29 protein-coding genes are annotated in these 26,865 nt (G+C 65.3%); 11 read left to right on the forward strand and 18 right to left on the reverse strand.

The features are described from left to right. Positions 1 to 22: 22 nt before the first annotated feature. The 7 genes from dapB to JG746_RS03965 form a co-directional block, all read right to left on the reverse strand. Complete coding sequence (dapB, locus tag JG746_RS03935) at positions 23 to 868, reverse strand: 4-hydroxy-tetrahydrodipicolinate reductase (RefSeq protein WP_202356980.1); 846 nt, start codon at positions 866 to 868, stop codon at positions 23 to 25. Next, a complete protein-coding gene (locus JG746_RS03940; RefSeq protein WP_202356981.1) occupies positions 865 to 2,724 on the reverse strand; it encodes an ABC transporter ATP-binding protein in 1,860 nt (619 codons plus the stop codon). Before JG746_RS03940 ends, dapB begins: the two co-directional genes overlap by 4 nt. Before the next feature lie 135 nt (positions 2,725 to 2,859). Beyond that, positions 2,860 to 3,879: a glucokinase gene (locus JG746_RS03945; protein WP_202356982.1), complete on the reverse strand. Its 1,020-nt coding sequence runs from the start codon at positions 3,877 to 3,879 to the stop codon at positions 2,860 to 2,862. A 261-nt stretch (positions 3,880 to 4,140) separates the two neighbouring features. Then, a complete protein-coding gene (gene mepA, locus JG746_RS03950; protein WP_202356983.1) occupies positions 4,141 to 5,220 on the reverse strand; it encodes a penicillin-insensitive murein endopeptidase in 1,080 nt (359 codons plus the stop codon). A gap of 83 nt (positions 5,221 to 5,303) precedes the next feature. Next, entirely contained in the window at positions 5,304 to 6,203 is a 900-nt protein-coding gene (locus JG746_RS03955) for an SDR family oxidoreductase (protein ID WP_202356984.1), read from the reverse strand. Next, entirely contained in the window at positions 6,200 to 7,354 is a 1,155-nt protein-coding gene (gene queG / locus JG746_RS03960) for a tRNA epoxyqueuosine(34) reductase QueG (RefSeq protein WP_202356985.1), read from the reverse strand. Before queG ends, JG746_RS03955 begins: the two co-directional genes overlap by 4 nt. Then, positions 7,335 to 8,027: a glutathione S-transferase family protein gene (locus JG746_RS03965; protein ID WP_202356986.1), complete on the reverse strand. Its 693-nt coding sequence runs from the start codon at positions 8,025 to 8,027 to the stop codon at positions 7,335 to 7,337. Before JG746_RS03965 ends, queG begins: the two co-directional genes overlap by 20 nt. Before the next feature lie 160 nt (positions 8,028 to 8,187). Here JG746_RS03965 and JG746_RS03970 point away from each other — a divergent pair, with 160 nt between their 5' ends. Next, positions 8,188 to 8,994, forward strand: a complete 807-nt coding sequence (locus JG746_RS03970) for an undecaprenyl-diphosphate phosphatase (protein ID WP_202356987.1) — start codon at positions 8,188 to 8,190, stop codon at positions 8,992 to 8,994. Positions 8,995 to 9,185: 191 nt separating this feature from the next. On the opposite strand, the gene JG746_RS03975 is transcribed toward JG746_RS03970, so the two are convergent. Together JG746_RS03975 and rsmI are read right to left on the reverse strand one after the other, a co-directional pair. Next, positions 9,186 to 9,563, reverse strand: coding sequence for a YraN family protein (locus JG746_RS03975; RefSeq protein WP_202356988.1), 378 nt, complete (start codon positions 9,561 to 9,563; stop codon positions 9,186 to 9,188). Beyond that, positions 9,556 to 10,467, reverse strand: a complete 912-nt coding sequence (gene rsmI / locus JG746_RS03980; RefSeq protein WP_202356989.1) for a 16S rRNA (cytidine(1402)-2'-O)-methyltransferase — start codon at positions 10,465 to 10,467, stop codon at positions 9,556 to 9,558. The genes JG746_RS03975 and rsmI overlap by 8 nt, the downstream gene beginning before the upstream one ends. Before the next feature lie 190 nt (positions 10,468 to 10,657). Here rsmI and JG746_RS03985 point away from each other — a divergent pair, with 190 nt between their 5' ends. Both JG746_RS03985 and JG746_RS03990 read left to right on the forward strand, forming a co-directional pair. Next, a complete protein-coding gene (locus JG746_RS03985; protein ID WP_202356990.1) occupies positions 10,658 to 10,843 on the forward strand; it encodes a hypothetical protein in 186 nt (61 codons plus the stop codon). A gap of 7 nt (positions 10,844 to 10,850) precedes the next feature. Then, entirely contained in the window at positions 10,851 to 11,039 is a 189-nt protein-coding gene (locus tag JG746_RS03990) for a hypothetical protein (protein ID WP_202356991.1), read from the forward strand. A gap of 84 nt (positions 11,040 to 11,123) precedes the next feature. Here JG746_RS03990 and JG746_RS03995 read toward each other — a convergent pair whose 3' ends face one another. From JG746_RS03995 to rph, 5 genes are all read right to left on the reverse strand, one after another. Continuing rightward, positions 11,124 to 11,447: a low molecular weight protein tyrosine phosphatase family protein gene (locus tag JG746_RS03995; protein ID WP_202356992.1), complete on the reverse strand. Its 324-nt coding sequence runs from the start codon at positions 11,445 to 11,447 to the stop codon at positions 11,124 to 11,126. Between the two features lie 4 nt (positions 11,448 to 11,451). After that, positions 11,452 to 12,615, reverse strand: a complete 1,164-nt coding sequence (gene hemW, locus JG746_RS04000; protein ID WP_244730662.1) for a radical SAM family heme chaperone HemW — start codon at positions 12,613 to 12,615, stop codon at positions 11,452 to 11,454. A gap of 11 nt (positions 12,616 to 12,626) precedes the next feature. Then, on the reverse strand, positions 12,627 to 13,289 hold the full coding sequence (gene rdgB, locus JG746_RS04005; protein WP_202356994.1) for an RdgB/HAM1 family non-canonical purine NTP pyrophosphatase: 663 nt from the start codon (positions 13,287 to 13,289) through the stop codon (positions 12,627 to 12,629). Then, entirely contained in the window at positions 13,289 to 13,699 is a 411-nt protein-coding gene (locus JG746_RS04010) for a VOC family protein (protein ID WP_202356995.1), read from the reverse strand. Before JG746_RS04010 ends, rdgB begins: the two co-directional genes overlap by 1 nt. A gap of 183 nt (positions 13,700 to 13,882) precedes the next feature. Further along, positions 13,883 to 14,599, reverse strand: coding sequence for a ribonuclease PH (rph, locus tag JG746_RS04015; RefSeq protein WP_032932415.1), 717 nt, complete (start codon positions 14,597 to 14,599; stop codon positions 13,883 to 13,885). Between the two features lie 158 nt (positions 14,600 to 14,757). On the opposite strand from rph, the gene hrcA reads away from it, so the two are divergent. The 6 genes from hrcA (at position 14,758) to JG746_RS04045 (ending at position 20,356) form a co-directional block, all read left to right on the forward strand. Further along, entirely contained in the window at positions 14,758 to 15,840 is a 1,083-nt protein-coding gene (gene hrcA, locus JG746_RS04020; RefSeq protein ID WP_041164512.1) for a heat-inducible transcriptional repressor HrcA, read from the forward strand. A 40-nt stretch (positions 15,841 to 15,880) separates the two neighbouring features. Beyond that, a complete protein-coding gene (locus JG746_RS04025) occupies positions 15,881 to 16,078 on the forward strand; it encodes a hypothetical protein (RefSeq protein ID WP_095202875.1) in 198 nt (65 codons plus the stop codon). Positions 16,079 to 16,171: 93 nt separating this feature from the next. After that, positions 16,172 to 17,542, forward strand: coding sequence for a PQQ-dependent sugar dehydrogenase (locus JG746_RS04030; protein WP_244730663.1), 1,371 nt, complete (start codon positions 16,172 to 16,174; stop codon positions 17,540 to 17,542). 272 nt (positions 17,543 to 17,814) lie between these two features. Next, entirely contained in the window at positions 17,815 to 18,432 is a 618-nt protein-coding gene (locus tag JG746_RS04035; protein ID WP_202356997.1) for a LysE family translocator, read from the forward strand. 180 nt (positions 18,433 to 18,612) lie between these two features. Beyond that, positions 18,613 to 19,593, forward strand: coding sequence for a cysteine synthase A (gene cysK, locus JG746_RS04040; protein WP_202356998.1), 981 nt, complete (start codon positions 18,613 to 18,615; stop codon positions 19,591 to 19,593). 136 nt (positions 19,594 to 19,729) lie between these two features. Beyond that, positions 19,730 to 20,356, forward strand: coding sequence for a glutathione S-transferase family protein (locus tag JG746_RS04045; RefSeq protein ID WP_202356999.1), 627 nt, complete (start codon positions 19,730 to 19,732; stop codon positions 20,354 to 20,356). Positions 20,357 to 20,359: 3 nt separating this feature from the next. On the opposite strand, the gene JG746_RS04050 is transcribed toward JG746_RS04045, so the two are convergent. The 4 genes from JG746_RS04050 to JG746_RS04065 form a co-directional block, all read right to left on the reverse strand. Next, positions 20,360 to 21,604, reverse strand: coding sequence for an RNA polymerase sigma factor (locus JG746_RS04050; protein WP_202357000.1), 1,245 nt, complete (start codon positions 21,602 to 21,604; stop codon positions 20,360 to 20,362). Between the two features lie 25 nt (positions 21,605 to 21,629). Then, positions 21,630 to 21,998: a YciI family protein gene (locus tag JG746_RS04055; RefSeq protein WP_202357001.1), complete on the reverse strand. Its 369-nt coding sequence runs from the start codon at positions 21,996 to 21,998 to the stop codon at positions 21,630 to 21,632. Between the two features lie 278 nt (positions 21,999 to 22,276). After that, positions 22,277 to 22,732 carry a DCC1-like thiol-disulfide oxidoreductase family protein gene (locus JG746_RS04060; RefSeq protein WP_202359254.1) on the reverse strand — a complete coding sequence of 152 codons (456 nt, stop codon included), beginning with the start codon at positions 22,730 to 22,732 and terminating at the stop codon, positions 22,277 to 22,279. 215 nt (positions 22,733 to 22,947) lie between these two features. Further along, positions 22,948 to 23,088 carry a hypothetical protein gene (locus JG746_RS04065; protein WP_202357002.1) on the reverse strand — a complete coding sequence of 47 codons (141 nt, stop codon included), beginning with the start codon at positions 23,086 to 23,088 and terminating at the stop codon, positions 22,948 to 22,950. Between the two features lie 378 nt (positions 23,089 to 23,466). On the opposite strand from JG746_RS04065, the gene ku reads away from it, so the two are divergent. Both ku and ligD read left to right on the forward strand, forming a co-directional pair. Further along, positions 23,467 to 24,348 carry a non-homologous end joining protein Ku gene (ku, locus tag JG746_RS04070; RefSeq protein WP_202357003.1) on the forward strand — a complete coding sequence of 294 codons (882 nt, stop codon included), beginning with the start codon at positions 23,467 to 23,469 and terminating at the stop codon, positions 24,346 to 24,348. A gap of 12 nt (positions 24,349 to 24,360) precedes the next feature. Then, positions 24,361 to 26,862, forward strand: a complete 2,502-nt coding sequence (gene ligD / locus JG746_RS04075) for a DNA ligase D (protein WP_202357004.1) — start codon at positions 24,361 to 24,363, stop codon at positions 26,860 to 26,862. Positions 26,863 to 26,865 lie beyond the last annotated feature (3 nt).

The following is a 26,865-nucleotide window of genomic DNA, read 5'->3' on the forward strand; positions in this document are numbered from 1 at the left end:
GCAATTTGGCAGATTGGCCGTTTCAGCTCAGGCCGAGCACGTCCCGCATCGAATAGAGTCCCGGCTTCTTGCCGCGTGCCCAGAGCGCCGCCTTGACGGCGCCGCGGGCGAAGATGGCGCGGTCCTCGGCGTGATGGGACAGCGTGATGCGCTCGCCTGTGCCGGCCAGGATGACGCTGTGGTCGCCAACCACAGAGCCGCCGCGCAGCGTGGCGAAGCCGATCGTGCCCTGCTTTCGCACGCCGGTATGGCCGTCGCGTGAACGCACATCGTTGCCGGCGAGCGCAATGCCGCGCCCGGCGGCAGCGGCCTCGCCGAGCAGCAGTGCCGTGCCTGATGGCGCGTCGACCTTGTGCTTGTGGTGCATTTCCAAAATCTCGATGTCGAAATCGTCGGCGTCGAGCGCACGCGCCGCCTGCTCGACCAGCACCGCCAGCAGGTTGACGCCGAGGCTCATATTGCCCGATTTGACGATCGTCGCGTGGCGCGCGGCCGCCGCGATTTTCGCATTGTCGTCGACCGAACAGCCGGTCGTGCCGATGACATGGACGATGCGCGCCTGCGCCGCGTAGCCGGCGAATTCCACGGTCGAGGCCGGCGTGGTGAAGTCGAGCACGCCGTCGGCCTTGGCAAAGACCGGCAGCGGATCGTCTGATATCGGCACGTTGATGATGCCGATGCCCGCCAGCTCACCGGCATCCTTGCCGAGATGCGGCGAATCCGCGCGTTCGACCGCGCCGATGACGCGGGCGCCCGGAATGGTGTGGATGGCGCGGATCAGCGTCTGGCCCATGCGGCCGGCCGCGCCCACCACCACAAGGCCCATGTCGCCTGCCGGCTTGCCGGCTGTTGCCGATGTCTCGCTCATGCCTTGCTCCCGGCGCTGGCCTCGGTCTCAAAGTCCTGGGACGAAGTCTGGATCGGTGCGCTGTCGTCGACAAGCCCCAGCCCCTTCTTGCCCTGCACCCGGTGGAACCGTGCATAGACACTGTGCGGGTCGGCCATCAGCGCGGCATGGGAGCCTTCCTCGACCACCCTGCCCTGTTCCATGACGATGATGTGGTCGGCATTGACCACCGTCGACAGGCGGTGGGCAATGACGATCGTCGTGCGGCCTTCCATGACATGGGTCAGCGCTTCCTGGACGCGCGCTTCCGCCTCGTTGTCGAGCGCCGAGGTCGCCTCGTCGAGCAGCAGGATCGGCGCCTGGCGCACGATGGCGCGGGCGATCGAAACGCGCTGGCGCTGGCCGCCGGAAAGGGTCGAGCCGCCTTCGCCGACCGGCGTGTCGTAGCCTTGCGGCTGCTGGCGGATGAACTCGTCGGCCGCCGCCTGTTTCGCCGCGCGCTCGATCTCGGCGTCGGTGGCAGACATGCGGCCATAGCGGATGTTGTCGCGGATCGTGCCTTCGAACAGATAGGGCGACTGCGAGACATAAGCGATCGAGCCGCGCAGCGACTGCTTCGTCACCTTGGAAATGTCCTGCCCGTCGACCTCGATGGAGCCGGACTCGACATCGTAGAAGCGCTGCAGCAGCGCCACCAGCGTCGTCTTGCCGGCGCCCGACGCGCCGACGATGGCGGTCATCTTGCCGGCGGCGGCGACGAAGCTCAGCTCCTGCAGCACCGGCATCTCCTCGACATAGCGGAAGGAGACATTGTTGAAGCGCACTTCGCCTGACGTGAAGTGTGCCTCGACGGCATCCGGCGCGTCGCCCTGCTGCGGCTCGAGGTCGAGCAGTTCGTAGATCATGCGGGCGTTGACCAGCGCGCGCTCCATGCCGACCTGCATGCGCGCCAGGCGCCTCGCGGGGTCGTAGGCCAGGATCAGCGCGGTGATGAAGGAAAACACCGCGCCCGGCGGCTGGCCGAGAACCAGCGCCCGGTAGCCGGAATAGGCGATGACGGAGGTGACGGCGAGGCCGGCCAGCATGTCTGAAATCGGCGCCAGCCGCTCCGAGACGCGGGCGATCTTGTTCGAGCGCTGCTCGGCCGTGTCGGCCAAGGCGCCGATGCGGCTTGCCAGCTGGTCCTCCATGGTGAAGGCCTTGACGATGGCGATGCCTTGCGTGGCTTCCTGCACGGCGCCGATCAGCCTGGAATTGATCAGCACGGATTCCCGCGTGATGCGCCGGACGCGCCGCGTCAGGTAGACAACCGCCCAGATCAGCGGCGGTCCGATCAGCAGCGAACTCAGCGATAGGATCGGATCCTGGTAGATCATGATGCCGACAAGGCCGACCAGGGTCACCGCGTCGCGGGTGATGGATGTCAGCGTGATCGACAGGAGGTCGCGGATGCCGCCGACATTCTCGTTGACCTGCGCCGCCAGCCGGCCGGAGCGGGTGTCGTTGAAGAAGCCCACGCCGAGCTTCATCAGATGGTCGAAGATGCGCTTCTGGTAGCGCGCCACCAGATTGTTGCCGATCGTGGCCAGCGCCACCGCCTGGCCGTAGCCGGCGAAACCACGCACCAGGAAGGCGCCCATGATGCCGGCGCAAATCCACACCACCAGATCGCCGCGCCGTTCGTAGAAGATCTGGTTGACGATCGGGCTCATGATCCACGCCGTGAAGGCGGTCGTGCCCGACACCAGCAGCATGCAGGAGACGGCGACGACATAGGACCAGCGATGATCGCGGCCGTTTTCAGCGAGAATGCGGCGCAGCACGGCGTTGACCTCGCCAACGCTGGCTTTCTGCTTGTTTGGAGCTTGAAGTGTCAAATCGGGAGCTTCGTGGGTTTTCCGCCAGGGACCGGGCTGTAATTCGGCACTCCTCTTAGCGCCATGCGGCCGGCTTGCCTATGCCCGCGGCTGATTAACTTCGTCGCGGGCGGCCCGGGCGCTTCGAGCCGGGTTTCAGGCCTGCCAGCGCCGGCCCGCCGTCTGGACGCCGAACAGCGACGGGTTCCTTGCATAGGCGGCAAGGCCGAGAAGTGCGGCCAGCGGGTGGGTGATGACATAGACGGGCATGGTGCGCATCAGCGCGCTGTGCGGCGCCTTGTCCTCGAAGGCGGCGCGGAAATTGCCCTCCTTCAGCGCCGGCACGATCTTCTGCGCGATTCCGCCGGTCAAGAACACGCCGCCACGGCTCATGAACACCAGGGCAAGATCGCCGGCGGTGCGCCCGAGGCACGTAACGAAGGTCTCCAGCGCTTCCTCAGCCACCGGATCGGTCTTGGCCAGGGCCGCGCCGGTGATCTCTGCCGGCGTGGTGAAGGGCGAGGGCTTGCCGTCCGCCTTGGCCACCGCCCGGTAGACGTTGACGAGGCCGCGCCCGCACAGGATCTGCTCGCCCGAAATGCGGCCCTCGAGCTTCTCTATATGCGGGAAAACCTCGAAATCGCGCGGCGTGCGCGGGCCGATATCCATATGGCCGCCCTCGCCGGGCACCGGAATCCAGTGGCGCAGCGCATGGACCAGCCCGGCGACGCCGAGACCGGTTCCGGGGCCGAGCACGACGCGGCCGGCATTGGGCTCCGGCGTGCCGCCGCCGATCTTTTCCATATGTTCTTCGCCGAGCGCCACGACGGCCAGCGCCTGCGCCTCGAAATCGTTGAGCACGACGATGTCGCTCAGGCCGAGATTGGCGAACATCTGCCTGGGCTTGACGACCCAGGGGCAGTTGGTGAGCTCGATCTCGTCGCCATCGACCGGACCGGCCACCGCCAGCACCGCCGAATTGGGGCGGACCGACGAGCGGTCGAGCACCGCCGCCTGGATCGCCTCGTCGATCGTGTTGAAATTGGCGGTCTGGACGATCTGCGGCTCGGTCGGTTCGGAATTGGCGTCGAGCACGATCGAAAAGCGCGCATTGGTGCCGCCAATGTCGCCGATCAGGATCGGAAACCGCAAAGCTGTTTCGTCGTCGCCTGCCATGCTCTTCGTCCGCCTCGTTCTCGGCAGCCTCTCACCGCCTCGTCGTTGACTAGCGCATGGCCCCGCAAAGGGAAAGCCGCTTGAGTGTCAGTTTTCGAGCGCTGGCGCCGCCCCGCATTGACGCGGCAAGAAGGGCGCCCGCGTCCAGGCAGGCTTCTTTCGCCCTGTTTACGGGGAGAAATGCCCGGCAGGGCAATGAAGGGCTGCGCCGACTTCGGAGGTTTGCCCATTCCCCAGCTCAAACCGGACGCTAGAGCGCCGTCATTTCGCTGGCGGCCGTGGCCGTGGCACCGGCGCGCCCATTCTGGGGGTCGCCGCGAAAGCATTTGCCGCGCCTGGCAAATCGGCCCCGCCACTGGCCGTGGCGGCAGGCTGAGGCGGCGTTTCCGGTTCGGGTGCGGCGACCGCGACCGGCACGGCGCTGCCATGATAGGTCGCCGCCTCGGCTGACTCTGGCCCCGGCGCTTCGAGCACGGCGCGGCATTCCTTGGGCAGGTTGGCCATGGTCATCACGTCGCGTGCCTTCGGCGCATCCGGGTTCTTGTTGGGCCGCCACGGTTCTTCGGTGAACCACCAGGCCAGCGGCTTGCCGCAGCCGTCATCATCCGGCGTCGCCTCCTGCGCCTTGCAGTTGGGCGAGCCCGGCTGGCAGCCGATGCGCATGTGGAAATGATAGTCGTGGCCCCAGAACGGCCGGATCTTGCGCAACCAGCCGCGGTCGCCCTTGACGGTGTCGCAGAGCTTTTTCTTGATCCCGGGATTGACCAGGATGCGCTCGACTTGCGCGTAGCTCGCCGCCCGCTTCAAGAGCGCGGTGTGCTGCGGCGTCCACAGCGCGTCCTTTACCAGATGGGTCTTCTCGTCGACCATCAAGGTGGCGCTCATCGATTCGCGCTGCGCCCTGGTCATGGTGCGGTCCGGCATCGGCGTCAGCCAGACGTCGGCGTCGAGCCCGATCTGGTGCGAGGCATGGCCTGTCATCATCGGGCCGCCGCGCGGCTGCGAAATGTCGCCGATCAAAAGGCCCGGCCAGCCATCGGCAGCAGCGTCGCGCGACAGTTTCTCGATCAGCGCGATCATCGCCGGATGGCCCCAGCGCCGGTTGCGCGAGGGCCGCATGACCTGCCAGGTCGGGCCGTCCATGGGGATGGCGACACCGCCGGCGAAGCAACCCTTGGAATAGAAGCCGAAGGATTGCGGAGCGGTCGCGGTCGGCAGTTTCTCGGCGCCGAACAGGTCCTTGGCCCGTTCCTCGGACAGTGCCGGCTGCGCGGCAAGACCAAGCAGACAGAACACCGCTGCCAGCAGTGATTTCTTGCCGAGCCGCATCGCTGTCTTCATGAAACCGGATCCCCACTGCAATCCCAGGCCCAAATCATAGCACGCAACGCAACGTGCTTCGATCGCCCTACCCCTTGGCGCAATCAGCACTTTATCGGGCTGCGCGCCTCGCCGTCGCGCCAGTCGCCGCTTGCCCACATATGGTCGAAGGCGGCGCGGTAGTCCGAAAAGCGAAAGCCATAGCCCGCCGCCTTGATCGCCGCATTGGCGACACGCTTGTTCTCGCCATAGAAGGACCGTGCCATGGGCGAAAGTTGGGCGGTCTCGAAAGGAATTTCCGGCGGCGGCTCGACGCCCATCAGCGACGCGGCATAGGCGACGACATCCTGCGGCGGCGCCGGCTCATCATCGGTGACGTTGAAGATGCCGCCTGTGTTGCCTGCGATAAGCTGCCAGAGCGCGCCGGCGATATCGTCGCAATGGATGCGGTTGAACACCTGGCCGGGCTTGACCAGCCGCCTTGCGGTGCCGCTCTCCAGATTGACCAGCGCATTGCGGCCCGGGCCGTAAATGCCGGACAGACGCAGGATCGCCACCGGCCGGCCGATTTCCTCGCCGAGTTTCAGCCACGCCTGCTCGGCCTCGACCCGCATGACAGAGCGCTTCGACACCGGCCGGCAGGTGGTCTTTTCGTTGACCCAGGCGCCGCCGTAGTCGCCATAGACGCCGACGGTCGAGAGATATGCGATCCATTCCAGTGCCGGCATCCCTGCGATTGCCGCCCGGGCGGCATTCAAGACGGGGTCGCCGGCCTCTTCCGGGGCAACCGAAATCACCAGATGCGTCGTTTCCTCCAGCGCCGCGCCGATTTCGTCCGTAAGCGTGCCGTCAAACTGCAGCGGGGCGATGCCGGCCTGGCGCAGCGACGCGAATTTTTCCTCGGACCGCGTCGTGCCAAGGATGGCAACGGCATCCTTGTTGGCGCGGGCAAAGGCCTTGCCGGAATAGCCGGCGCCGAAGATGAAGATCTGCTTTTGGCTCATGCATGCGCCCTGTCTGGCCGCGCCAGGCGCCATTCCTCGCGCACCGCCGCATCGTTCTCGGTTTCCAGACCGGTCACGGCCCGCTCCGCATATTCGGCATCGGGCACCAGCCGCGCCAGCGCCCATATTGCCGCGCCCCGCACCAGCGGCGAGGGATCGGCGAGCAACGCACGCACCGGGACGGCCAGAGCGGCATCGCCGGAATTGCCGGCGGCGATCAGCACGTTGCGCACGAAACGGTCGCGGCCGATGCGCTTGATCGGCGAGCCGGAGAAGAAGGCGCGGAAGGCCGTGTCGTCCAGTTCGAGCAGGTCGGCGAGCGCCGGCTCGCGCAAATCGTCGCGCGCGGCGAGTTTGGCTTCCGACGCTGTCCGCGCGAACTTGTTCCATGGGCAGGCGGCCAGACAATCGTCGCAGCCATAGATGCGGTTGCCGATTTTTTCGCGGAATTCATGCGGGATCGGCCCCTTGTTCTCGATGGTGAGGTAGGAAATGCAGCGCCGCGCATCGAGCCGGTAGGGCGCCGGGAAAGCATCGGTCGGGCAGGCGTCGAGGCAGGCGCGGCATGAGCCGCAATGGTCGATCTCGGCGTGGTCGGGTGTGAGTTCGGCCGTGGTGAAGATGGTGCCGAGGAACAGCCAGGAGCCGTGTTCGCGACTGACCAGATTGGTGTGTTTTCCCTGCCAGCCGAGGCCAGCGGCTTGCGCCAGCGGCTTTTCCATCACCGGAGCGGTATCGACGAACACCTTCACGTCGCCGCCGGCGCGCGCCACGATCTTGCCGGCGATTTCCTTCAGCCGGCCTTTGATCACATCGTGATAATCGCGGTTCTTCGCGTAGACGGAGATGGCGCCCAGGTTGTGCCTGGCCTGCAGGTCGCGCGGATCATGATCCGGCCCGTAATTCATCGCCAGCACGACGATCGAGCGCACGTCGGGCCAAAGCGTGGAAGGCTCGCTGCGCCGCGCAATCGTCTCGGCGATCCACTCCATCGAGCCGTGAAAACCGTCGGCGACGAATTCGGCCAGGCGCGCCGGCGCCAGCGGGATGGCATCGGGAGAGGTGACGGCAATGGCATCGAAGCCGGCGCGCTGCGCCTCCGCGTCGATCAGCGCGCGCAGTTTTGCGGCGTCAGAAATCGAGGTCCGCATAATGCGACACCGGCGACAGGCCGCGCACGCGGTCGGTCAAGAGCGGCCGGAAGGAGGGCCGCGACTTCACCCTAGTGTACCATTCGCGCGCAGCAGGGTGTTCGCGCCAGTCGATCTCGCCGAGATAATCGAGCACCGACAACGTCGCGGCGGCGGCCAGATCAGCATAGGTGACCCGGCCGCCGGCCAGCCAATGGCGGGTGCCGGCCAGCCAGTTGGTGTACTTCATGTGCTGGCGGATGTTGGCGCGCGCGGCGCGGATGGCGCCCGAATCGGGCGAGCCGCCGCCCGCCGTTTCCGGCATGACGGGCTTCAGCACGCGTTCACGCACCAGATGGCGGGTGACTTCGCTTTCGGCCTTGTTGAGGTACCAGTCGATCAGCCGGCGGATTTCGGCGCGCTGCATCGGATCCTCGGCGAACAGCCGCTTGTCGCGCTTCAAGACGCCGCGCGTCTCGTCGAGATACTCCGAGATCACCGTCGCACCGACGATCGGCACATCGCCTTCGGCGAGCAGGATCGGCAGCGTGCCGGCCGGGTTCAGCGCCAGAAACTCCTTGCGCCGCGTCCACGGCTTTTCCTCGATCAGCGCCAGTTCCTCGCCATACTCGCCAAAGGCGAGGCGGACGAAGCGGCAGGTTGCGAACATCGGATGGTGGAAAAGCGTCAGCATGGTTCCGCGATGATAAAGCGCACTGGCGAATCGCCGGGCGCACCGGTAAGTCTTGGCCGCCCGGTTAGCGGGCCGTCAGGGGTGTTGCGACCTATAGGGGGAGTTCAACGCCATGACAAGCAAGCCGTTCTGTTAGCCGTCGCGCAAAGCCGAGGTAGCCATGGAAAGCCAGACCATCGTCGAAGCCCTGCTGCTCGGCCTGCTGGAGGGGCTGACCGAGTTCATTCCGGTGTCCTCGACCGGCCATATCCTGCTCGCCGGCCATTTCCTCGGCTTCAACTCCACCGGCAAGGCTTTCGAGATCCTGATCCAGCTCGGCGCCATCCTGGCGATTTTGAGCGTCTATTTCCGCCGCCTGTGGCAGATGCTGCTCGATTTGCCGCATGACCGGCTGACGCGGCATTTCGTCATCGGCATCCTGATCGCCTTCCTGCCGGCGGCGATCATCGGCGCGCTGGCGCATGATTTCATCAAGACGGTGCTGTTCGAATCGCCACGGCTGATCTGCATCATGCTGATCATCGGTGGCGTCGTCCTGCTGGCGGTCGACCGCATGAACCTGAAGCCGGTCTATCGCGACGTCGAGCGCTTCCCCACCCGGCTTTACCTGCAGATCGGGCTGTTCCAGTGCCTGTCGCTGATCCCCGGCACGTCGCGCTCCGGCTCGACCATTGTCGGCGCGCTGCTTTTGGGTGTCGACAAGCGCGCGGCGGCGGAGTTTTCCTTCTTCCTGGCCATCCCGACCATGGTCGGCGCCTTTGCCTTCGACCTGTTCAAGAACCGCAACGTGCTGACATCGGCCGACCTGCCGATCATCGCCATCGGCTTCGTCGCCGCCTTCGTTACCGCGCTCATCGTGGTGCGCTACCTGCTCGATTACGTCTCGCGCAACGGCTACTCGCTGTTCGGCTGGTGGCGGCTGGTGGTGGGTGGTGTCGGGTTGGTGGCGTTGATGATCTGGGGGTGAGCGAACGCGCATCGTTGTAGGCTCCCCCTCACCCGGATTGCCAACCGAATTGCGAAGGGCCATTCGGGACAATCCGACCTCTCCCCGAGGGGAGAGGAGCCTGTCAGCGCCGGCGTAGTCTCTTCTCCCCAACGGGGAGAAGGTGGCCGCGCAGCGGCCGGATGAGGGGGCGGCCTCGCACAAGCTTTTGGTCAATTCCGCCCATAAAACGCATTCTCGACATGCACCGGCCAGCGCCAGGGCAGCACCGCGACCATGTCGAAGCGCATCGACAGCCTGCCATAGTCGGGCTGGCGTGACAGCCAAATGTCGGCGGCGGCCTCGATGCGGCGTTCCGATTCGTGGCCGATCGCTTCCATGGCTTCCATCAGCGAACGCCGCGCCTTGACCTCGACGAACAGAACCAGGTCGCCGCGCCGCGCGATCAGGTCGATCTCGCCGAAGCGGGTGCGATGGCGGCGCGCGAGAATGCGGTAGCCCTTGAGCATCAGCGCGGCGGCGGCCAGCCATTCGCCGCGATGGCCGCGCCGATAGGCCTTTTGGCGGCTGGCGCTCGGGCGCTCAGCCACTGCCCTCTCCGGAGGCATCCTTGAGTTCCAGCAGCCGCCGGTAGAGTGCCTGTTTCTGGCCGCCGGTCATCTTTGCCGCTTCCGCCGCCGCCTTGGAGGCCGGCATTTCGGCGGCGAGCGACAGCAACAGGCGATCGATATCGGCGGGCTCGTCCGCCTTGGCCTCGGCCGGGCCGACGCAGACTACGATCTCGCCCTTCGGCGTATCGGCGGCTGCGTAGTGGTCGGCCAGTGCCTGCAATGTGCCGGTGCGCATTTCCTCGAAGGTCTTGGTCAATTCGCGGCCGATGGCGGCCTTGCGTTCGCCGCCGAGTGCCTCGACCATGGCGCCAAGCGATTCGGCCAGCCGGCGCGGCGATTCAAAGAAGATCAGTGTTGCCGGTACTGCCTTCAGCGCCTCCAGCCGCGTCAGCCGCTGCCCTGATTTCACAGGCAGAAACCCGGCAAACAGGAAGGCGTCGGACGGCAGGCCGGACGCGGTGAGCGCGGCCAGCGGCGCCGACGGGCCGGGGATCGGCACGACGCGAATGCCGTGCTCGATCGCCTCGCCGACCAGCCGGTAGCCGGGATCGGAGACCAGCGGCGTGCCGGCATCGGAAATCAGCGCCACGCTCTGTCCGGCCTGAAGTGCTGCGATCAGTTTCGGCCCGGCCTCGCCGGCATTGTGCTCATGATAGGCCGTGGTGCGGCGGCGGATGCCGTAGCGGTCGAGCAGCACGCGCGACACCCTGGTGTCCTCGCAAGCGACGATGTCGGCGGCGGCCAGCGTCTCCAGCGCGCGCAGCGTGATGTCGGCGAGATTGCCGATCGGGGTCGCCACCAGATAGAGCGCCGGCTCGAGCGGACGGGCGGGAATTTCGGTCTGCCCGACCACATAGCTGCGTCTGCCCGTCTCGTCGGTCACTGATCAAGTCTCCATTCGGCCCTGTTTGGCCTGCCAGATCTTGTTTGGCCTGCCAAACCCTTGTTTGGCATGGCTGATGCCGGCTTGCAAAAGCTCACGCCGATGTAAGGCAATCGCCATGCCTTCGCCACAGTGGGGAACCAAACCGGAATTGGCAGATTTAGCCCCTGATTCCTAAAGGGAGGACAGGATGGACAGCCTGAAGATACAGGACGCTTTCGAACCCTATTATGCCGGCCGCAAGCGCGTTGCCGCACCCAGGGACAAGCGCCTGCCTGCCAAGACCGACACCAGCCTGACCAAGCAGGCGGCAACCGCCTTGCCTACGAATGTCAGGATTTCCGACAACGAACCAGACAGCACGACGGAGCACTGACCGTACGATGCCCAATCGCTTCGATATCTTCATCACCCGCCTTGAAACGAAAACCGCCAGGCAAGGCGTGCCGCCGCATCCGATGAACGACCAGCACAGCGTTCGCCGCGAAAAGGCCGACGCCAAACCGGCGCGGAGCGGACAAACGCATGCCGAGAAAGATCGCGGCAAGCGCCGTTTCAAGCACGACGCCTGACCAGCGCGACCTCCGTGACTGCTCGCGCTTCGTCATCTTGGGCGGGGTGATGCGGCGCGGATCAGAGGATGGCGAGGATCTGGTTCACTGGAGATACCGTGCGACTCGCGCCTTCAGAAGGTCAATCAGCTCCAGATCCATGAATTCGTAGTTGTCAGGTATATCGAGGCAGATGACCCGGGCCTTCCTCAGGCTCGCCTTGAATTTCTTCTGCAGTTTGGTGCGGTGCACCTTTTCCATGACGAAGATGATGTCGGCCCAGGCGACCAGCTCATGCGTCAGCGGCGTGTCGGCATCGTGGTTTGTGCCCGCCGACGCCACCTCGATATCCCTGCGCGTTGAAAACACCTGCTCGGCGGTCGGGCTTCGCAAGCGGTTCTGGCTGCAGACAAAGAGAACGTTTTTCAAAGGATTAGCGCGCCAGATCCGCCACCACGGCGTCGAGCACGATCATGCCGGCCGGCGTGGCGCGGAGCCGCGCATTGCCGATCGGCGCCACCAGCCCCTCGCCCTGCAGAACCGACAGCCGCGCGCTCGACAGGCCGCGGCCGGAAAACGCCTCGTAGCGCGAGAGGTCGATGCCTTCGGCCAGCCTCAGCCCCATCAGCAGGAACTCGTCGGCCTCTTCCGAGCGGGTCAGGATCTCGCCCCCGGTGACGCCATGACCCTTGGCCTCGACCAGATTGGCCCAGGTCTCCGGCATCCGCTCGGCGATCGTCACCGTGCGATGGCCGTTCTCGACGAAGCGGCCATGCGCGCCGGGGCCGACGCCGACATATTCGCCATAGCGCCAATAGGTCAGGTTGTGCCGGCTCTCGGCGCCCGGCCGGGCGTGGTTGGAAATCTCGTAAGCCGGCAGGCCGTGCGCGGACGTAATCTCCTGCGTCAGCGCATAGAGGTCGGCGGCGTGGTCATTGTCGGGAATGGCGAACTTCTTCGCCGCATGCAGGGCGTGGAAGGGCGTGCCTTCCTCGATGGTCAGCTGGTAGAGCGACAGATGGTCGGCGGCGTGGCCGATCGCCTGTTCGAGCTCGGCGGCCCAGGCTTCCGGCGTCTGGCCGGGCCGGGCGTAGATCAGGTCGAAGGACAGGCGCGGGAAGATTTCGCGCGCGAGCCCGATGGCGTGGAGCGCCTCATCGACATTGTGCAGACGGCCGAGGAAGCGCAAATCCTTGTCGTTCAGCGCCTGCACGCCGAGCGAGACGCGGTTGACGCCGGCCGTGCGATAGCCGCGAAAGCGTTCGGCTTCGACCGAGGACGGGTTGGCCTCCAGCGTCACTTCGATGCCGTCAGGCACGGTCCAGTTCTTGGCCACGGCGTCCAGGACCCTGGCAACGGTTTCCGGCTTCATCAGCGACGGCGTGCCGCCACCGAGGAAGATGCTGGTGACCTCGCGCGGTCCGGTGCGCTGGCGCATCGTCGCCAGTTCCGCCTCAAAGGCGGCGGCAAAGCGCTCCTGGTCGACCGGCTGGTGGCGGACATGGCTGTTGAAATCGCAATAGGGGCATTTGGCCGCGCAGAACGGCCAGTGGATGTAGACGCCGAAGCCGGGCGTCCGGTCGAGCGGCATGGTCATGCCGTGTCCAATCATGCCGAACCCGATCCGAGCGTATTCAACCGTGCCTGGGCGAATTTCTGGAAGGCGCGGGCGCGATGCGACAGCGCCGTCGGCTGGCCGGGTTTCCAGCCGTGTTTTTCCTCGGCGCTCATCTCGCCGAACGTCTTGTCGAAGCCATTGGGCAAGAACACCGGATCATAGCCGAAGCCAAGCTCGCCGCGCGGCGGCCAGACCAGCGTGCCCTCGGCCTCGCCGCGATAATATTCGGCCGCGCCGTCGGGAAACGCGAGACAAATGACGGCGACGAAGCGGCCCTTGCGCTGCTCGGCCGAGGCGGCGCCGACCTCCTGCAGCGCCACTTCGGTGCGCTGCATGGCCATGGCGAAATCCCTGCTGCCGTCAGCGGTTTCGGCCCAGTTGGCGGTGTAGACGCCGGGCGCGCCGTCGAGCGCGTCGACGCAGAGCCCAGAATCGTCCGACAGCGCCGGCAGGCCGGTCGCCTTCGCGGCGGCCAGCGCCTTGATGTAGGCGTTTTCCTCGAAAGTCGTGCCGGTCTCGTCAGGCTCCGGCAGGCCATAGTCCTTGGCCGACTTCGCCTCGAAACCGAACGGCCCCATCAAATCGGCGAATTCGCGCAGCTTGCCGGCATTGTGGCTGGCGACGACGATCTTCTTGCCATCAAGTGTATGCATCAAAGGCCCCAGATTCTCGGCTCGGCGAACTCGATCGAATTGCCCGAGGGGTCGCGTATATAGAGCGAACGGCCACCTTGCGGCCATTCGAATTCGCTTTCGATGGCGATTCTTTTTGCCTCCAGATGCGCTTTCCAGGCCATGATTTCGGCGGCGGTTGCGGCAAAGCAGAGGTGACCCTCGCCGACCGCGCCGTGCGGCGGCACCGGCAGCCGGGCATCCGGCGCCGGAGGTATTTTCGTCGCTTCGGCATTGAATACCAGCAGCACGCCTGGTCCACAGCGGAAGAAGAGATGGCGGCCGTCGACCTTGCCGAGCAGGGTGAGGCCGAGGATGTCGGTGTAGAACGTTTCGGCGGCCGGAAGGTCGGTGACGTAGAGCGCGGATTCCAGGATTGCAGAGGGTATCACGAGGCGCCCCCCTCTGCCCTGCCGGGCATCTCCCCCTCGAGGGGGGAGAGTGGCTGTGGCTGCGCCGGCATCCCTTGTGCGACGTTGGCGATTGGCGAAGGCCAAGGCAACATCTGATCTCCCCCCTTGAGGGGGAGATGGCCGGCAGGCCAGAGGGGGGCACTCACGCTCGGCATCTAAATCCTAAGCCACCGCCATCTGCTGCAAACTCACCAGGCGCTGGATGCCTTTCTTGGCCAGGCCCATCAATTCGGCAAACTGGTCCTCCGAGAAAGGCTCGCCCTCGGCGGTGCCCTGGATCTCGACGATGCCCCCCTTGCCGGTCATGACGAAATTGGCGTCGGTGCCGGCCGCGGAATCCTCGAGATAATCGAGATCGATGACCGGCTGGCCGTCATGGATGCCGCAGGAAATCGCCGCGACGTGGTCTTTCAGCACCTTGGCGACGCTGGCCATCTGGCGCGCTTCCATCCAGCGCAGGCAGTCGTACAGCGCCACCCAGCCGCCGGTGATCGAGGCGGTGCGGGTGCCGCCATCGGCCTGGATGACGTCGCAGTCGACGGTGATCTGCTGTTCGCCCAGCGCCTGCAGATCGACCACCGCGCGCAAGGAGCGGCCGATGAGGCGCTGGATTTCGAGCGTGCGGCCGCCCTGCTTGCCGGCCGAGGCCTCGCGGCGCATTCGCTCGCCAGTCGAGCGCGGCAGCATGCCATATTCGGCCGTCACCCAGCCCTTGCCGGAATTGCGCATCCAGCCCGGCACCTTTTCCTCGAGGCTGGCGGTGCACAAGACATGGGTGTCGCCGAACTTCACCAGGCACGAACCTTCGGCGTGCTTGGAGACGCCGCGCTCGAAGGAGATGGCGCGCATTTCGTCGAATTGGCGTTTGGAGGGGCGCATTCAGGCTTCTTTCCAGTCATTTTTCGGAATCGTGGCCGGCTTTTAGACGCATGGGGGGCGGCGCGCAAAGGAAAACGGACCCGGTGAGCCGACACGAGAGACCGGGTTGCGTCCACCGCGCCGAAGTCTATATCCTGAACAAGGAGGTTTTTGGCCGAATGACCAAGGCAATCGATCCCGGTTCGCAGTCGCTTGCACTTCAATCACTCGACATGCGCTCTCGTGACATCTTCCGGCGCATCGTCGATTCCTATCTCAGGGATGGCGAGCCCGTGGGCTCGCGCAGCCTGTCGCGCATCCTGCCTTCCTCGCTGTCGCCGGCCACCATCCGCAATGTGATGAGCGACCTCGAGCATCTCGGGCTGATCTACGCACCGCACATCTCCGCCGGCCGGCTGCCGACGCAGGCGGGCCTGCGCTTCTTCGTCGATGCCTTCATGGAACTTGGCGACCTCTCAGACGAGGAGCGCCGCACCATCGAGGCGCAGGTGCGCGCCTCCGGTTCCGGCGCGACACTGGAGCACATGCTGACCGAGGCCAGCCAGATGCTGTCGGGCATGTCGCGCGGCGCCGGCCTGGTGCTGGCCGCCAAGAACGAGGTGGCGCTGAAGCATATCGAGTTCATCCAGCTGGAGCCGACCAAGGCGCTTGCCGTGCTGGTGTCGCAGAATGGCGACGTCGAGAACCGCGTCGTCGAGCTGCCCGCCGGCATCACCGTCTCGCAACTGCATGAAGCCTCGAATTTCCTCAACGCGCATATCCGCGGCCGCACGCTGGCCGAAGCGCGCACCGAAATCGCCCGCATCAAGGAAGAGACGAGAGCGGCGCTGGATACACTGTCGCAGGACCTCGTCGAGAAAGGGCTGGCGGTGTGGGCGGGCGCCGAAAGCGGCCTGCCGGCACGGCTCATCGTGCGCGGCCGCGCCAACCTGCTCGAAAACGTCACCGCCCAGGCCGATATCGAACTCCTGCGGCACTTGTTCGAGGACATGGAGACGCAGGACGGTCTGATCCAGCTGCTTGACCTCGCCGAGCAGGGATCGGGCGTGCGCATCTTCATCGGTTCGGAAAACAAGCTGTTTTCGCTGTCGGGCTCGTCGCTGGTGGTCGCGCCCTATCGCGACAAGGATGCCCGCGTCGTCGGCGCGCTCGGCGTCATCGGCCCGACCCGGTTGAACTACGCCCGCATCGTGCCGATGGTCGATTATACCGCGCAGCTGATTTCGCGCATGCTAAGGTAGCGCCCCGGACGGCAAGAGACGGGCAGCAAGGAGAAAAACAATGGCGCTCGAAGAACTCAAGGCCCGGATCAGCCTGCTGCTCGAGGAGATGGTCAACCAGCCGGAAGACCAGCACGAAATCCAGGAACAATTGCGCGAGAAGCTGCAGGAAATGCGCGCCATGGGCTTGCCGCTGCCGGCCGATCTCGTCGCGCTGGAAAAACGCCTCGACGACGATTTCCTGGCTGCCGGGACATAGGCAGGGAACCTGCTTCCCCTCAACTCGTCGTGTGAGGCGGAACCCGGGGACAGATCGGCCGTTGGTTTCCTTCGCGACCAGATGGAGGACAAAATGATCCGATTGGCCGGACTGGTGCTTCCAGCACTCTTTCTCATGACAAGCGCGGCATTCGCCCAGCAGGCCGATCAGCCCGTCCTGAAGGGTGCGGCCGCCTTCGGCGACTGGCGCGCCGACAGGCCGGGCGTGCGCCGCCTGATCAAACCGGAAGACCTGCCAAAACCCTACGTCACCAAGTCGGCCTCGAACAGCGCCGGGCTTGCCGACATGCCGGCGGGCGCGAAGCCGCAATTGCCGCCGGGTTTTTCGGCCGAGCTGATCGCGTCCGGCATCGACAATCCGCGCGCCGTGCGCGTCGCGCCCAATGGCGACCTGTTCGTCGCCGACAGCGAGGCCAACCAAGTCCGCGTCTATCGCCTGGCCAAGGACAGCGCCAGGCCCGCCGAGGACGGCATTTTCGCCGGCAATCTCAATCAGCCCTATGGCATCGCCTTCTATCCGCCGGGCGATGACCCGCAATGGGTCTATGTCGCCAACAGCGACAGCATCGTGCGCTTCGCCTATCAGAAGGGCGAACTGAAGGCATCCGGCGAACCGGAAATCATCGTCGCCAACATTCCCGCGAACCATCACTGGACCCGCGACATCGCCTTTTCGCCTGACGGCAAGACGCTCTATCTGTCGGTCGGTTCGGGCTCGAATGTCGCCGAGGACATGGGCAAGGCGCCGGAGGGCGGCCTCGACGCCTGGGTGACATCGAAGCCACTCGGCGCGACCTGGGGCTCCGAAGAGGGGCGCGCCGACGTGCAGGCCTTCGATCCGGACGGCAAGAACGGCCGCATCGTCGCCACCGGCTTGCGCAATTGTTCCGGCATGACCATCCAGCCGGCGACGGGCGCGCTGTGGTGCGTTGTCAACGAGCGCGACGCGCTGGGCGACAATGTGCCGTTCGAATACGCCACGTCGGTCAAGGACGGCGCGTACTACGGCTGGCCCTGGTACTATATCGGCAACCACGAGGATCCCCGCCACAAGGGCGCGCGCCCCGACCTCGCCGGCAAGGCGACCATTCCCGACGTGCTGATGCAGGCGCATTCGGCGCCGCTCAACATCGCCTTCTACGACCGCAAGGACCTGCCCGCCGACAGCGGTTTTCCCAAGGAATACCGGGGCGATGCGTTTGTCGCCCTGCACGGTTCGTGGAATCGCGGCAACAGGACCGGCTACAAAATCGTCCGCCTGCTGTTCAAGGACGGCAAGCCGACCGGCGAATACGAGGACTTCATGACCGGCTTCGTCGTTTCCAACGGCGAGGTCTGGGGCCGACCGGTGGGGGTGGCCGTAGCCCATGACGGCGCGCTGATCGTGACCGAGGACGGCAACGGCACGATCTGGCGCGTGACCTATGATGGCGGGCGTTCCTGAGGGACATTACTCGGCAGCGCAGACCCCCTCACCCGGATTGCCGAAACCGAATTGCAGGGGCAATTCGGGGCAATCCGACCTCTCCCCGGTGGGGAGAGGAGCCTGCGAGCGCCGTCGCTTTCCTCTTCTTCCCCACGTGGCCGCGAAGCGGCCGGATGAGGGGGCTTCACAAGGCGAAGACCGGGCTGTCTGGTGCAATCAAATCCAATCCCCAGGAAATTCAATTCTATTTGGATGTATGCGATAAAGCCCGCTGATCTGGGACGCTATCCATGACCCTCACCGGCTTCCTCGCCTACAGTGCCGCCCTCGGCATCGCCGCCGCGATTCCCGGCCCTGGCGTCACCGCGCTTGTCGCGCGGGCGCTGGGCTCGGGCTTTCGCTCGTCGCTGGCCATGTCCTTTGGCCTGATGCTGGGCGACCTCACCTATCTGACCGCCGTGGTGCTCGGCCTCGCCTTCGTCGCGCAGACCTTCGGCATGGTGTTCCTGGCGATCAAATGGGCCGGCGTCGCCTATCTGGCATTTCTGGGCTGGCGCTTCTGGACCGCGGGCATCACGCCCGAAACGGTCGAGGCGAAAAAGGGCAAGGGCGGACTGATTTCGAGCTTCATAGCCGGCCTAACCGTCACGCTCGGGAATCCGAAGACGATGATCTTCTACCTTGCCATCACACCGACTATCGTCGACCTGAAGACCATTGCGCTGGCCGACTACGGCATTCTCGCCGCGCTGACGGTGGTCGTGCTGTTCGTCGTGCTGGTTCCCTACCTGGCGCTCGCCGCCAAGGCGCGCTGGTTCCTGAAATCGCCGCGCGCGCTGAAGCTGCTGAACCGCACCGCCGCCGGCTTCATGGTTGGCGCGGCAGCGGCGATCGCGGCCCGTCAGTAGCCCACTTCCAGCCAAAACATTCCGGGGCGAGGCTTCCCCGCGAAATGCTTTTCCGGGACACGGGCGTTTTAGACAAGAGGCCCACTCGGATATTTCCGGCCGACAGCTTATGTTGCGCGGCTGAAAGCCCTATCTTGCCGGCTGCAATGCCACTTGCCTGAAATCCTGGGAGCGAAACCAATGAACAAGCCCGTCACCTCCGCCCGCGTCCCCGGCCGCGGCCGCATTTACAGTTCCATCACCGACACGATCGGCGACACGCCCCTGGTCCGGCTCGACAAGTTCGCCAAGGAGAAGGGCGTCGTCGCCAATCTGGTCGCCAAGCTCGAATTCTTCAACCCGATCGCCTCGGTCAAGGACCGCATCGGCGTGGCGATGATCGAGGCGCTGGAGGCGGCCGGCAAGATTGCGCCCGGCAAGACCACGCTGATCGAGCCTACCTCGGGCAATACCGGCATAGCCCTTGCCTTCGCCGCAGCCGCCAAGGGCTACAAGCTGATCCTGACCATGCCCGAGACGATGTCGGTCGAGCGCCGCAAAATGCTGGCGCTGCTCGGTGCCGAACTGGTGTTGACCGAGGGTCCGAAAGGCATGAAGGGCGCCATCGCCAAGGCCGACGAACTGGCCGCGACGATCCCCAACGCCATCATCCCGCAGCAGTTCGAAAACCCCGCCAATCCGGAAATCCACCGCACGACGACCGCAGAGGAAATCTGGAACGACACGCAGGGCGAGATCGACATCTTCGTTGCCGGCATCGGCACCGGCGGCACCATCACCGGCGTCGGCCAGGTGCTGAAGAAGCGCAAGCCCTCGGTGCAGATCGTCGCCGTCGAGCCCGAGGCTTCGCCAGTGCTGTCGGGCGGCCAGCCCGGCCCGCACAAGATCCAGGGCATCGGCGCCGGCTTCGCGCCAAAGATCCTCGACACCACGATCTATGACGAGATCGTCAAGGTCTCGAACGAGGATTCCGTCGCCAATGCGCGCCTCGTCGCCCGCCTCGAAGGCGTACCGGTCGGCATTTCGTCGGGTGCCGCCCTGCAGGCGGCGATCGTCGTCGGCTCGCGGCCGGAGAACAAGGGCAAGACGCTGGTGGTGATCATCCCATCCTTCGCCGAGCGCTATTTGTCGACGATTTTGTTTGAGGGGTTGGGAGCTTAGGCCACCGCCTCTTCGACGGACCGCCGCGCTGGCCCGCAGAAAAATCCTTCCGTGGCGCCTGCCTCCGGCTTGAGCCGAACCCTGCTTCCGGTTCATATCGCCTCGGCCCGCTTTGCACGGGCCGGGGGAGGATTTCATGTACAAGCTCTATACCCGTCCGGGCAGCGGCGGCTTTGTCGTCGAGGCGGCGCTGGCACTGGCCAACGCACCGTTCGAGCAGATCGACGTGCCGAAATCCGACAGACCCGGTCCGGCCTTCCTCGACATCAGCCCGCTGAACCAGGTGCCGGTGCTGACCTTGCCGGACGGACGCTCGATGACCGAATCGGCGGCGATCTGCATCCTGATCGCCGAGCGCCATCCGGAGGCCTGCCTGGCGCCGGCGGTCGGCGCACCGGCCCGCGCCGATTTCCTGCGCTGGATGGCGTTCATGTCGTCTGTGCTCTACCCAGCGGTGCTGCGGTTTTACTACGCCCATCGCTACACGGCCGACGCCGAGGGCACGAAAGCCGTCAAGCAGGCGGCCATCGCCGAGATGGACCGCGGTTTCGCCGTGCTCGATGCCGCTCTGAAGGGACGTGACTGGCTGGTTGGTGACCAGATGTCGCTGGCCGACATCTATCTCGTCATGCTCATTGCCTGGCATCCCGACATCGACACCGCGCGGACCGCCTGGCCGAACATCGAACGTTTATGGGCAAAGCTGCGTGAGCATCCCCTGATGAAGACGCTCAACACATCGCATGAGATGTGGCCCGGCTGACGGTCAGTTTCGCAGCGCCGCCCTCTTACCCTGCAGGAACCGGCGCACCGCCGGGTCGCGTTCGAGGCCGATTGCCCTGTCATAGGCCTCGGTTGCCTGCGGCACCTGGCCAAGCCTGGCCAGGAGACCGGCGCGCGCCGCCCAATAGGGCTGATACTCATTGAGCCGCTTGTCGTCGCCCAGCACGTAAAGCGCCGCCAGCCCCGCCACGGCACCCTCCGTCTCGGCAAGCGCCACCGCGCGATTGATCGCCACCACCGGCGATCCGGCGATCGAAAACAGCGCGTCGTAAAGCGCGCGGATCGCCGGCCAGTCGGTGCGGCCGGTCAGCCGCCGCGCCGCGTGGGCGGACTGGACGGCCGCCTCGAGCTGGTAGCGGCCGACGACGCCGCTCGACGCGGCATGGGACAGAAGCGCCTCCGCCTCGTCGATCAGGGCGCGGTCCCACAGGTCGCAGTCCTGTTCGGCCAGAGGCACGAAGTCGCCTTCGGCGCTGCGCCGGGCCGTGCGGCGCGCCTCGGCAAACAGCATCAGCGCAAGCAGACCGAGCGCTTCCGGCTCTTGCGGCATCAGCCTCGCCACGAGGCGGCCGAGCCAGATGCCTTCGGTGGCGAGGTTGCGGCGCTGCGTCTCGGTGCCGGCCGGATCGGACCAGCCTTCGGCGAAGGCGGCGTAGATCGCCTCCAGCACGGCACCCAGCCGCTCGCCAAGTTCGGCCCGCTCCGGCACACGGAACGGAATGCCGGTTTCGCGGATGCGCGTCTTGGCGCGCACCAGGCGCTGGCCCATCGTTGCCGGCGAGACCAGGAAGGCGGAAGCGATCGTCGCGGCATCGAAGCCCAGCACCGTCTGCAGGATCAGCGGCGCCCGCACGCCGGGTTCGATCGCCGGATGCGCGCAAGCGAACATCAGCCGCAGCCGTTCGTCGGGCAGTTCTTCGTCGGTCATGCGCGCCTCCATCTCCTCGGCAATCAGCTTGAGATGATCGCGGGCAGCTTCCCGGGTGAGCCGCCGGCGCACCGCATCGACCCGCCGGCGCCGCGCCACGGCCAGCAGCCAGGCTTCCGGCTTCTCAGGCACGCCCGATTTCGGCCAGCGTTCAAGCGCCGCGGCAAAGGCGTCCGCCAGCGCGTCCTCGGCCGCGGTCACGTCGCGCGTGCGCGCCGCGAGCCAGGCGACCAGCTTGCCATAGCTTTGCCGGGCGGCGGCCTCGGCGGCCGCCCGGGCGATCTCCGGGCGACTGTCCATCACATGGTCATTTCTTGGCAGGTCGTCATTTCTTGGGCATGTAGTCGGCCATTTCCCAGATCGGCCGCAGCTCGACCGTGCCGGTGCTGGCCGCCGGGCAGCGCGCCGCCCATTCGATGGCGGTGTCGATGTCGGCCGCCTCGATCATATAGAAGCCGGCGAGCTGCTCCTTGGTGTCGGCATAGGGGCCGTCGATCACGTTGGTCTTGCCGTCGGCGATCCGCACGGAGGTGGTCGCCTGTGTCGGGCGCAGCCGTTCGCCGGCCAGCCACGCGCCGGACTGTTTCAACGCGTCGGTATAGGCGCTGTAGGCCGCGCTCATCTGCTGGGCCTTCTCGACCGGCATGGCCGCCATTGTGGCTTCGTCATTGTTGATCATCAGCATGTATCGCATGGGTCTTCTCCCGTGATTCGAAGGCCACGTCCTTGCGGGGCCAGACGTATGTCGCGCGGCGTCGACCGATTTCGACAGGGCGCAAGAAAAAACTTTCGGTCCTGATCGGGCGCGGCGCAAGCGCGGAGCCCGCACCCGTGCTGATCAAGGCTTGGGCTCATGCGCTGCCGCCCGAAAGCGCGCCGCATCGAAGCGGATTCATGCGACGCTTCCGGCTCTCTGTTTGTGCATGTCGCCTCCCAAAACCGAGGCCGCTTTTGAGAGACAAGCATTGGCCTTCAGCCGATCAGGAGCCCGCGCAGCTCGACCGACGGGATGTCGCAGCTGTCCTTCCGGCCGAACAGGGCGTAGCGGTTCCCGGCGATACGCCTATAAAGCCAGTCACGCAGCGGGCGCGGCAGCAGCAACAGCGCCTTTGCCGCGCGCCACGGCCAGCCGAGTGCCGACATCACCGCGACAAAGCTCTCGAGCTTCGTGAACGCGACGCCATCGATGAGAACGAGATTGGTTTCGTAGGAGTCCGTGCGCAGCCCATGCTTCCTGAACAGCGCTTCGCCGAAGGGCGATTGCGCGGTGGCGAAGCGGAAGCGGCCTTGACGATCCAGCCTGACGACCATGCGCACGAAGCCGGAGCACAGCACGCAGACGCCGTCGAAGACGATCAGCGGATGGCTTGCATCGAAAGACGGTTCAGCGGGAGGGCCGGGCTTGGCCCGATTTGGCTGGGCCGGAATTGATTGGGACAGACTTGACTGGGAAAGGTCGGTCACGCGGGCCTCGGCTGCTCGTGTCCGCAGACACTAGGCCAGCCGGAGGCGGGATCAAAGACGTGGCGTTGTCGCACGCCGCCCGTCGCTCAGAGCCGGGCGCTCGGAACGATAGGTGGTGGCGCGGCTGTTGGCGCCCGGCCTGCAGATGCGGCTGTTGTGGCGGCTCTCGAAGGTCATGGTCAGTGCACGCCCAGCGAGGTGCCGCGGCGGGCGCAAGCCGGACCGGGGCCGCGCATGTAATAGCGCTCCGGCCGATAGGTCGGCGCGACGAATTCGCGGATGGCGGCGGCGTAGCCGATGAGGTGCGTGAGGAAGTTCATTTACCCTGTCCCTGTCCCGATTTTCGGATGTCCCTTCCGAATTGCGCGAAGGATAGCATCGAGGCGTGAATAGTCGGTGAACACGATGTTAATATCTGGTCGAAAACCCGTTGCTTCGTGGCCGGAATGCGGCTGATTCGGGGTGTTTCCGTGCCTTTTGTCGCCATTCCGGCTTGTGTGACTTTTGCATCACATATGTTTCGTTTGAATGTCGCCCGCGCGCGGTTCTGTTTCAATTTCTGGCCGGCGGGCGAAATTTCCGTTCGTGCCGCCACGATGGCTCGGGCGCGCCTGGCATGCGTAATGTCGCGCGCGGGCGGAACTGGAGCGGGCTCTGGCCGTTCTGACTTTCATCTGATCGCTTAGAGGGAAATTGCCATGGCGCCGCGACCTGCCTGGAAGGGTTATCTGAAGCTGTCGCTGGTCACCTGCGCGGTCGAACTGACCAATGTCGTCACCCACACCGAAAGGGTCTCGTTTCGCATCCTCAACCGCAAGACCGGCAACACGGTGAAGCGCATCTATGTCGATGCCGAAACCGGCAAGCCCCTGGATGAGGGCGACGAGATCAAGGGCTATGAATTGGACGACGGCGATTTCGTCCATATCGAGGAGGACGAGATCGAGGCGGTGCAGATCGAATCCTCGCACACGATGAGCCTCGACGGCTTCGTCGACAAGGCCTCGATCCAGCAGATCTATCTCGACACGCCCTACTATGTGGCGCCGGCCGACAAGGTGTCGGAGGAGGCGTTCGCCGTCATCCGCGATGCCATGGCAGGCAAGAAGATGGCCGGGCTGGCGCGCATCGTGCTGTACAGCCGAGAACGCCCCGTGGTGATTGAGCCGCTGGGCAAGGGCATGGTGCTGACGACGCTGCGCTACGACAATACGGTGCGCCAGCCTGACAGCGTGTTCGACGAGATCAAGGCGGTGAAGACCGACCAGGAGATGACCGATCTGGCCGAACTGATCATCGACAAGAAGAAAGCGAAATTCGATCCGTCGAAATTCGACGACAAGTATGAGGACGCGCTGCTCGAACTGATCCGTGCCAAGAAGGCCGGGCACAAGGCGCCTAAGGCCAAGGCGGCGCCAAAACCCTCCAACGTCGTCAATCTGTTCGACGCGCTGAAGAAGAGCCTGTCGTCGTCGGATTCCGGGGATTCCGGCTCTGCAAACGCATCATCCGCGAAAGCCAGGCCGGCGCCCAAACGCGCCAAGCCGAAAGCTGCCGCGCCCAAGCGCAAATCGGCCTGAGGACAGGGAACGATGGCCGGCCTCGAACAATATCACGCCAAGCGCGATTTCAAGAAGACGTCGGAGCCGGCGGGCAAGGTGGCGCGCACAGGGAAGGGCGAGGCGGGCGGTATCTTCGTCATCCACAAGCACGCGGCGACCAGGCTGCATTACGACCTTCGCCTGGAACATGGCGGCGTGCTTTGGAGCTGGGCGGTGACACGGGGACCCAGCCTCGATCCGCATGAGAAGCGGCTGGCCGTCCATGTCGAGGACCACCCGATCGACTATGCGCCGTTCGAGGGCACGATCCCCAAGGGCGAATATGGCGGCGGTTCCGTCATCGTCTGGGACGAGGGCACATGGCTGCCCGAGACCGACCCGGCCAAGGCGATGAAGAAGGGCCATATCAGCTTCGAGCTCAAGGGCCACAAGCTGCATGGGCTTTGGCATCTGGTGCGGTTGCAGCCGCGGGCGGGTGAAAAGCGCGACAACTGGCTGCTGATCAAGTCGGACGATGCCGCGGCGCGCCCGGGCGAAGACATTTTGAAGGACAAGCCGGAATCGGTGAAGTCGGGCCTGACGATCGAGGAGGTCGGCGAGGGCAAGGCGGCCAAGGGCGAGAAGCCTGAAGTCTGGCACTCCAACAAGCCTGCCGCCGGCAAGGCAAAGACCACGGCCCGGAAACTCGACTTCATCGAACCGCAGCTTGCGACGCTCGAACGGGACGCACCGCCCGGCAAGGACTGGCTGCACGAGGTCAAATTCGACGGCTATCGCATGCAGGCGCAGATCGCCGGTACCGATGTGCGGCTCTTGACCCGCACCGGCCTCGACTGGACGGAGAAATTCGACGGCGAGATCGTTGCCGAACTCGCCGCGTTGAAATGCAACGATGCCATCATCGATGGCGAGATCGTCGTGCTGGCCGACAGCGGCGTCTCGTCCTTTGCGCTGCTGCAGCAGGATTTGTCGGCGAAGCGGACGAACCGCTTCCTCTATTATGTGTTCGATCTGATGCGCCTCGACGGCAAGGATTTGCGCGGCGAGCCGCTGGTCGAGCGCAAGCAGGCCTTGCAGGAACTGCTTGGCAAGCAGCCGGAAAACGCGGCGGTGCGTTTCTCCGACCATTTTTCCGAGCCCGGCAAGATCATGCTGGAGCATGCCTGCCGCATGGGGCTGGAAGGCGTCGTTTCCAAACGCGCCGACGCACCCTATCGCAGCGGGCGCGGCCCGACCTGGGTGAAGTCCAAATGCACGGCGCGGCAGGAATTCGTCATTGGCGGCTATCTGCCCTCGGACAAGACCGGGCGCGGGCTGCGCTCGCTGTTGGTCGGCTATTACGAGGGCGGCAAACTGCAGTATGCCGGGCGCGTCGGCACCGGTTTCTCCGCGAAGGGCGCGACGGAGCTGAAGAAGAAGCTCGATGCGCTGACGGCCAAGGAATCGCCTTTCGACAAGGCCGTGCCGAAGGGCAAGGGCATGGTCTGGGTCAAGCCGGAGCTTGTCGGCGAAGTGGAGTTCCGCAGCTGGACATCGGACCGTATAGTACGCCATGCCTCGTTCCAGGGACTGCGCGAGGACAAGCCGGCGGAGGAAATTGTGCAGGAAAAGCCCAAGGCAGCGACAGGCAAGGCCAAGCCGGCGTCAAGCGGCGCCGGAACATCCGCCGGGACGATGACGACGACGGTTAAGCTTTCCCATCCCGACAAGCTGCTGTGGCCCGAGGAAAAGATCTCCAAGCAGGGGCTGCTCGAGCACTACGCGCAGGTTTGGCCGCGCATGGAGCAGTTCGTGGTCAACCGGCCGCTCAGCCTGGTGCGTGCGCCGGACGGCGTCGGCGGTCCGCGCTTCTTCCAGAAACATGCCTCGGCCGGGATGAGCGACAAGATTGCCCGGATGAAGGACCCGACCGATGGCGAGGAGATCCTGTTCGTGCGGGATTTCGATGGGGTCGCCGCACTCGTCCAGTACGGCGTGGTCGAGATCCACATCTGGGGCTGCACGATCGACAAGCTCGAGCAACCCGACCAGATCATCTTCGATCTCGATCCCGATGAAGGCGTCGATGTGAAAGCGGTGCGCGAGGCGGCGCTCGATATCAGGGGCAAGCTCGATGAGCTGTCCCTGCCGAATTTCGTCAAGACGTCGGGCGGCAAGGGCTATCATGTGCTGGTGCCGCTGAAACCGTCGGCGGATTGGGAAGCGGTGAAGACCTTCGCCCATGATTTCGCCAAGGCGCTGGAACAAGGTGCCCCCGATCGCTACACGGCGACGCTGTCGAAAAAGGCGCGCACCGGCAAGATCTTCGTCGACTATCTGCGCAATGGCAGGGGCTCGACCACGGTCGCGCCCTATTCGTCGCGCGCCAAGAAGGGCGCCACCGTGTCGATGCCGGTGACCTGGGCCGAGATCGAGGCCGGCCTGGCGCCGAACGCCTTTCCGATCGGTGACAAGACGACGCTGGCGAAGCTGGCGCAAGCCGATCCGTGGAAGGATTTTTTCAAGCAGGGGAAGGCGTTGAAGCGCGGGTGAGCT

This window comes from Mesorhizobium sp. 113-3-3 (assembly GCF_016756495.1).
Classification (GTDB): domain Bacteria; phylum Pseudomonadota; class Alphaproteobacteria; order Rhizobiales; family Rhizobiaceae; genus Mesorhizobium.

Excerpts from the sequence above, each read along its gene's own strand:
- JG746_RS03965 (WP_202356986.1), bottom strand. The coding sequence starts at position 8,027 with ATGCTGACGCTTTTCCACCATCCGATGTTCGCAACCTGCCGCTTCGTC.
- queG (WP_202356985.1), bottom strand. The coding sequence starts at position 7,354 with ATGCGGACCTCGATTTCTGACGCCGCAAAACTGCGCGCGCTGATCGAC.
- hrcA (WP_041164512.1), top strand. The coding sequence starts at position 14,758 with ATGACCAAGGCAATCGATCCCGGTTCGCAGTCGCTTGCACTTCAATCA.
- dapB (WP_202356980.1), bottom strand. The coding sequence starts at position 868 with ATGAGCGAGACATCGGCAACAGCCGGCAAGCCGGCAGGCGACATGGGC.
- mepA (WP_202356983.1), bottom strand. The coding sequence starts at position 5,220 with ATGAAGACAGCGATGCGGCTCGGCAAGAAATCACTGCTGGCAGCGGTG.
- ligD (WP_202357004.1), top strand. The coding sequence starts at position 24,361 with ATGGCCGGCCTCGAACAATATCACGCCAAGCGCGATTTCAAGAAGACG.
- rdgB (WP_202356994.1), bottom strand. The coding sequence starts at position 13,289 with ATGCATACACTTGATGGCAAGAAGATCGTCGTCGCCAGCCACAATGCC.
- JG746_RS03985 (WP_202356990.1), top strand. The coding sequence starts at position 10,658 with ATGGACAGCCTGAAGATACAGGACGCTTTCGAACCCTATTATGCCGGC.
- JG746_RS04045 (WP_202356999.1), top strand. The coding sequence starts at position 19,730 with ATGTACAAGCTCTATACCCGTCCGGGCAGCGGCGGCTTTGTCGTCGAG.
- JG746_RS04065 (WP_202357002.1), bottom strand. The coding sequence starts at position 23,088 with ATGAACTTCCTCACGCACCTCATCGGCTACGCCGCCGCCATCCGCGAA.
- JG746_RS04025 (WP_095202875.1), top strand. The coding sequence starts at position 15,881 with ATGGCGCTCGAAGAACTCAAGGCCCGGATCAGCCTGCTGCTCGAGGAG.
- JG746_RS03990 (WP_202356991.1), top strand. The coding sequence starts at position 10,851 with ATGCCCAATCGCTTCGATATCTTCATCACCCGCCTTGAAACGAAAACC.
- rph (WP_032932415.1), bottom strand. The coding sequence starts at position 14,599 with ATGCGCCCCTCCAAACGCCAATTCGACGAAATGCGCGCCATCTCCTTC.
- JG746_RS04055 (WP_202357001.1), bottom strand. The coding sequence starts at position 21,998 with ATGCGATACATGCTGATGATCAACAATGACGAAGCCACAATGGCGGCC.
- cysK (WP_202356998.1), top strand. The coding sequence starts at position 18,613 with ATGAACAAGCCCGTCACCTCCGCCCGCGTCCCCGGCCGCGGCCGCATT.
- JG746_RS04030 (WP_244730663.1), top strand. The coding sequence starts at position 16,172 with ATGATCCGATTGGCCGGACTGGTGCTTCCAGCACTCTTTCTCATGACA.
- hemW (WP_244730662.1), bottom strand. The coding sequence starts at position 12,615 with ATGACCATGCCGCTCGACCGGACGCCCGGCTTCGGCGTCTACATCCAC.
- JG746_RS03945 (WP_202356982.1), bottom strand. The coding sequence starts at position 3,879 with ATGGCAGGCGACGACGAAACAGCTTTGCGGTTTCCGATCCTGATCGGC.
- JG746_RS04035 (WP_202356997.1), top strand. The coding sequence starts at position 17,815 with ATGACCCTCACCGGCTTCCTCGCCTACAGTGCCGCCCTCGGCATCGCC.
- ku (WP_202357003.1), top strand. The coding sequence starts at position 23,467 with ATGGCGCCGCGACCTGCCTGGAAGGGTTATCTGAAGCTGTCGCTGGTC.
- JG746_RS03970 (WP_202356987.1), top strand. The coding sequence starts at position 8,188 with ATGGAAAGCCAGACCATCGTCGAAGCCCTGCTGCTCGGCCTGCTGGAG.
- JG746_RS04050 (WP_202357000.1), bottom strand. The coding sequence starts at position 21,604 with ATGGACAGTCGCCCGGAGATCGCCCGGGCGGCCGCCGAGGCCGCCGCC.
- JG746_RS03955 (WP_202356984.1), bottom strand. The coding sequence starts at position 6,203 with ATGAGCCAAAAGCAGATCTTCATCTTCGGCGCCGGCTATTCCGGCAAG.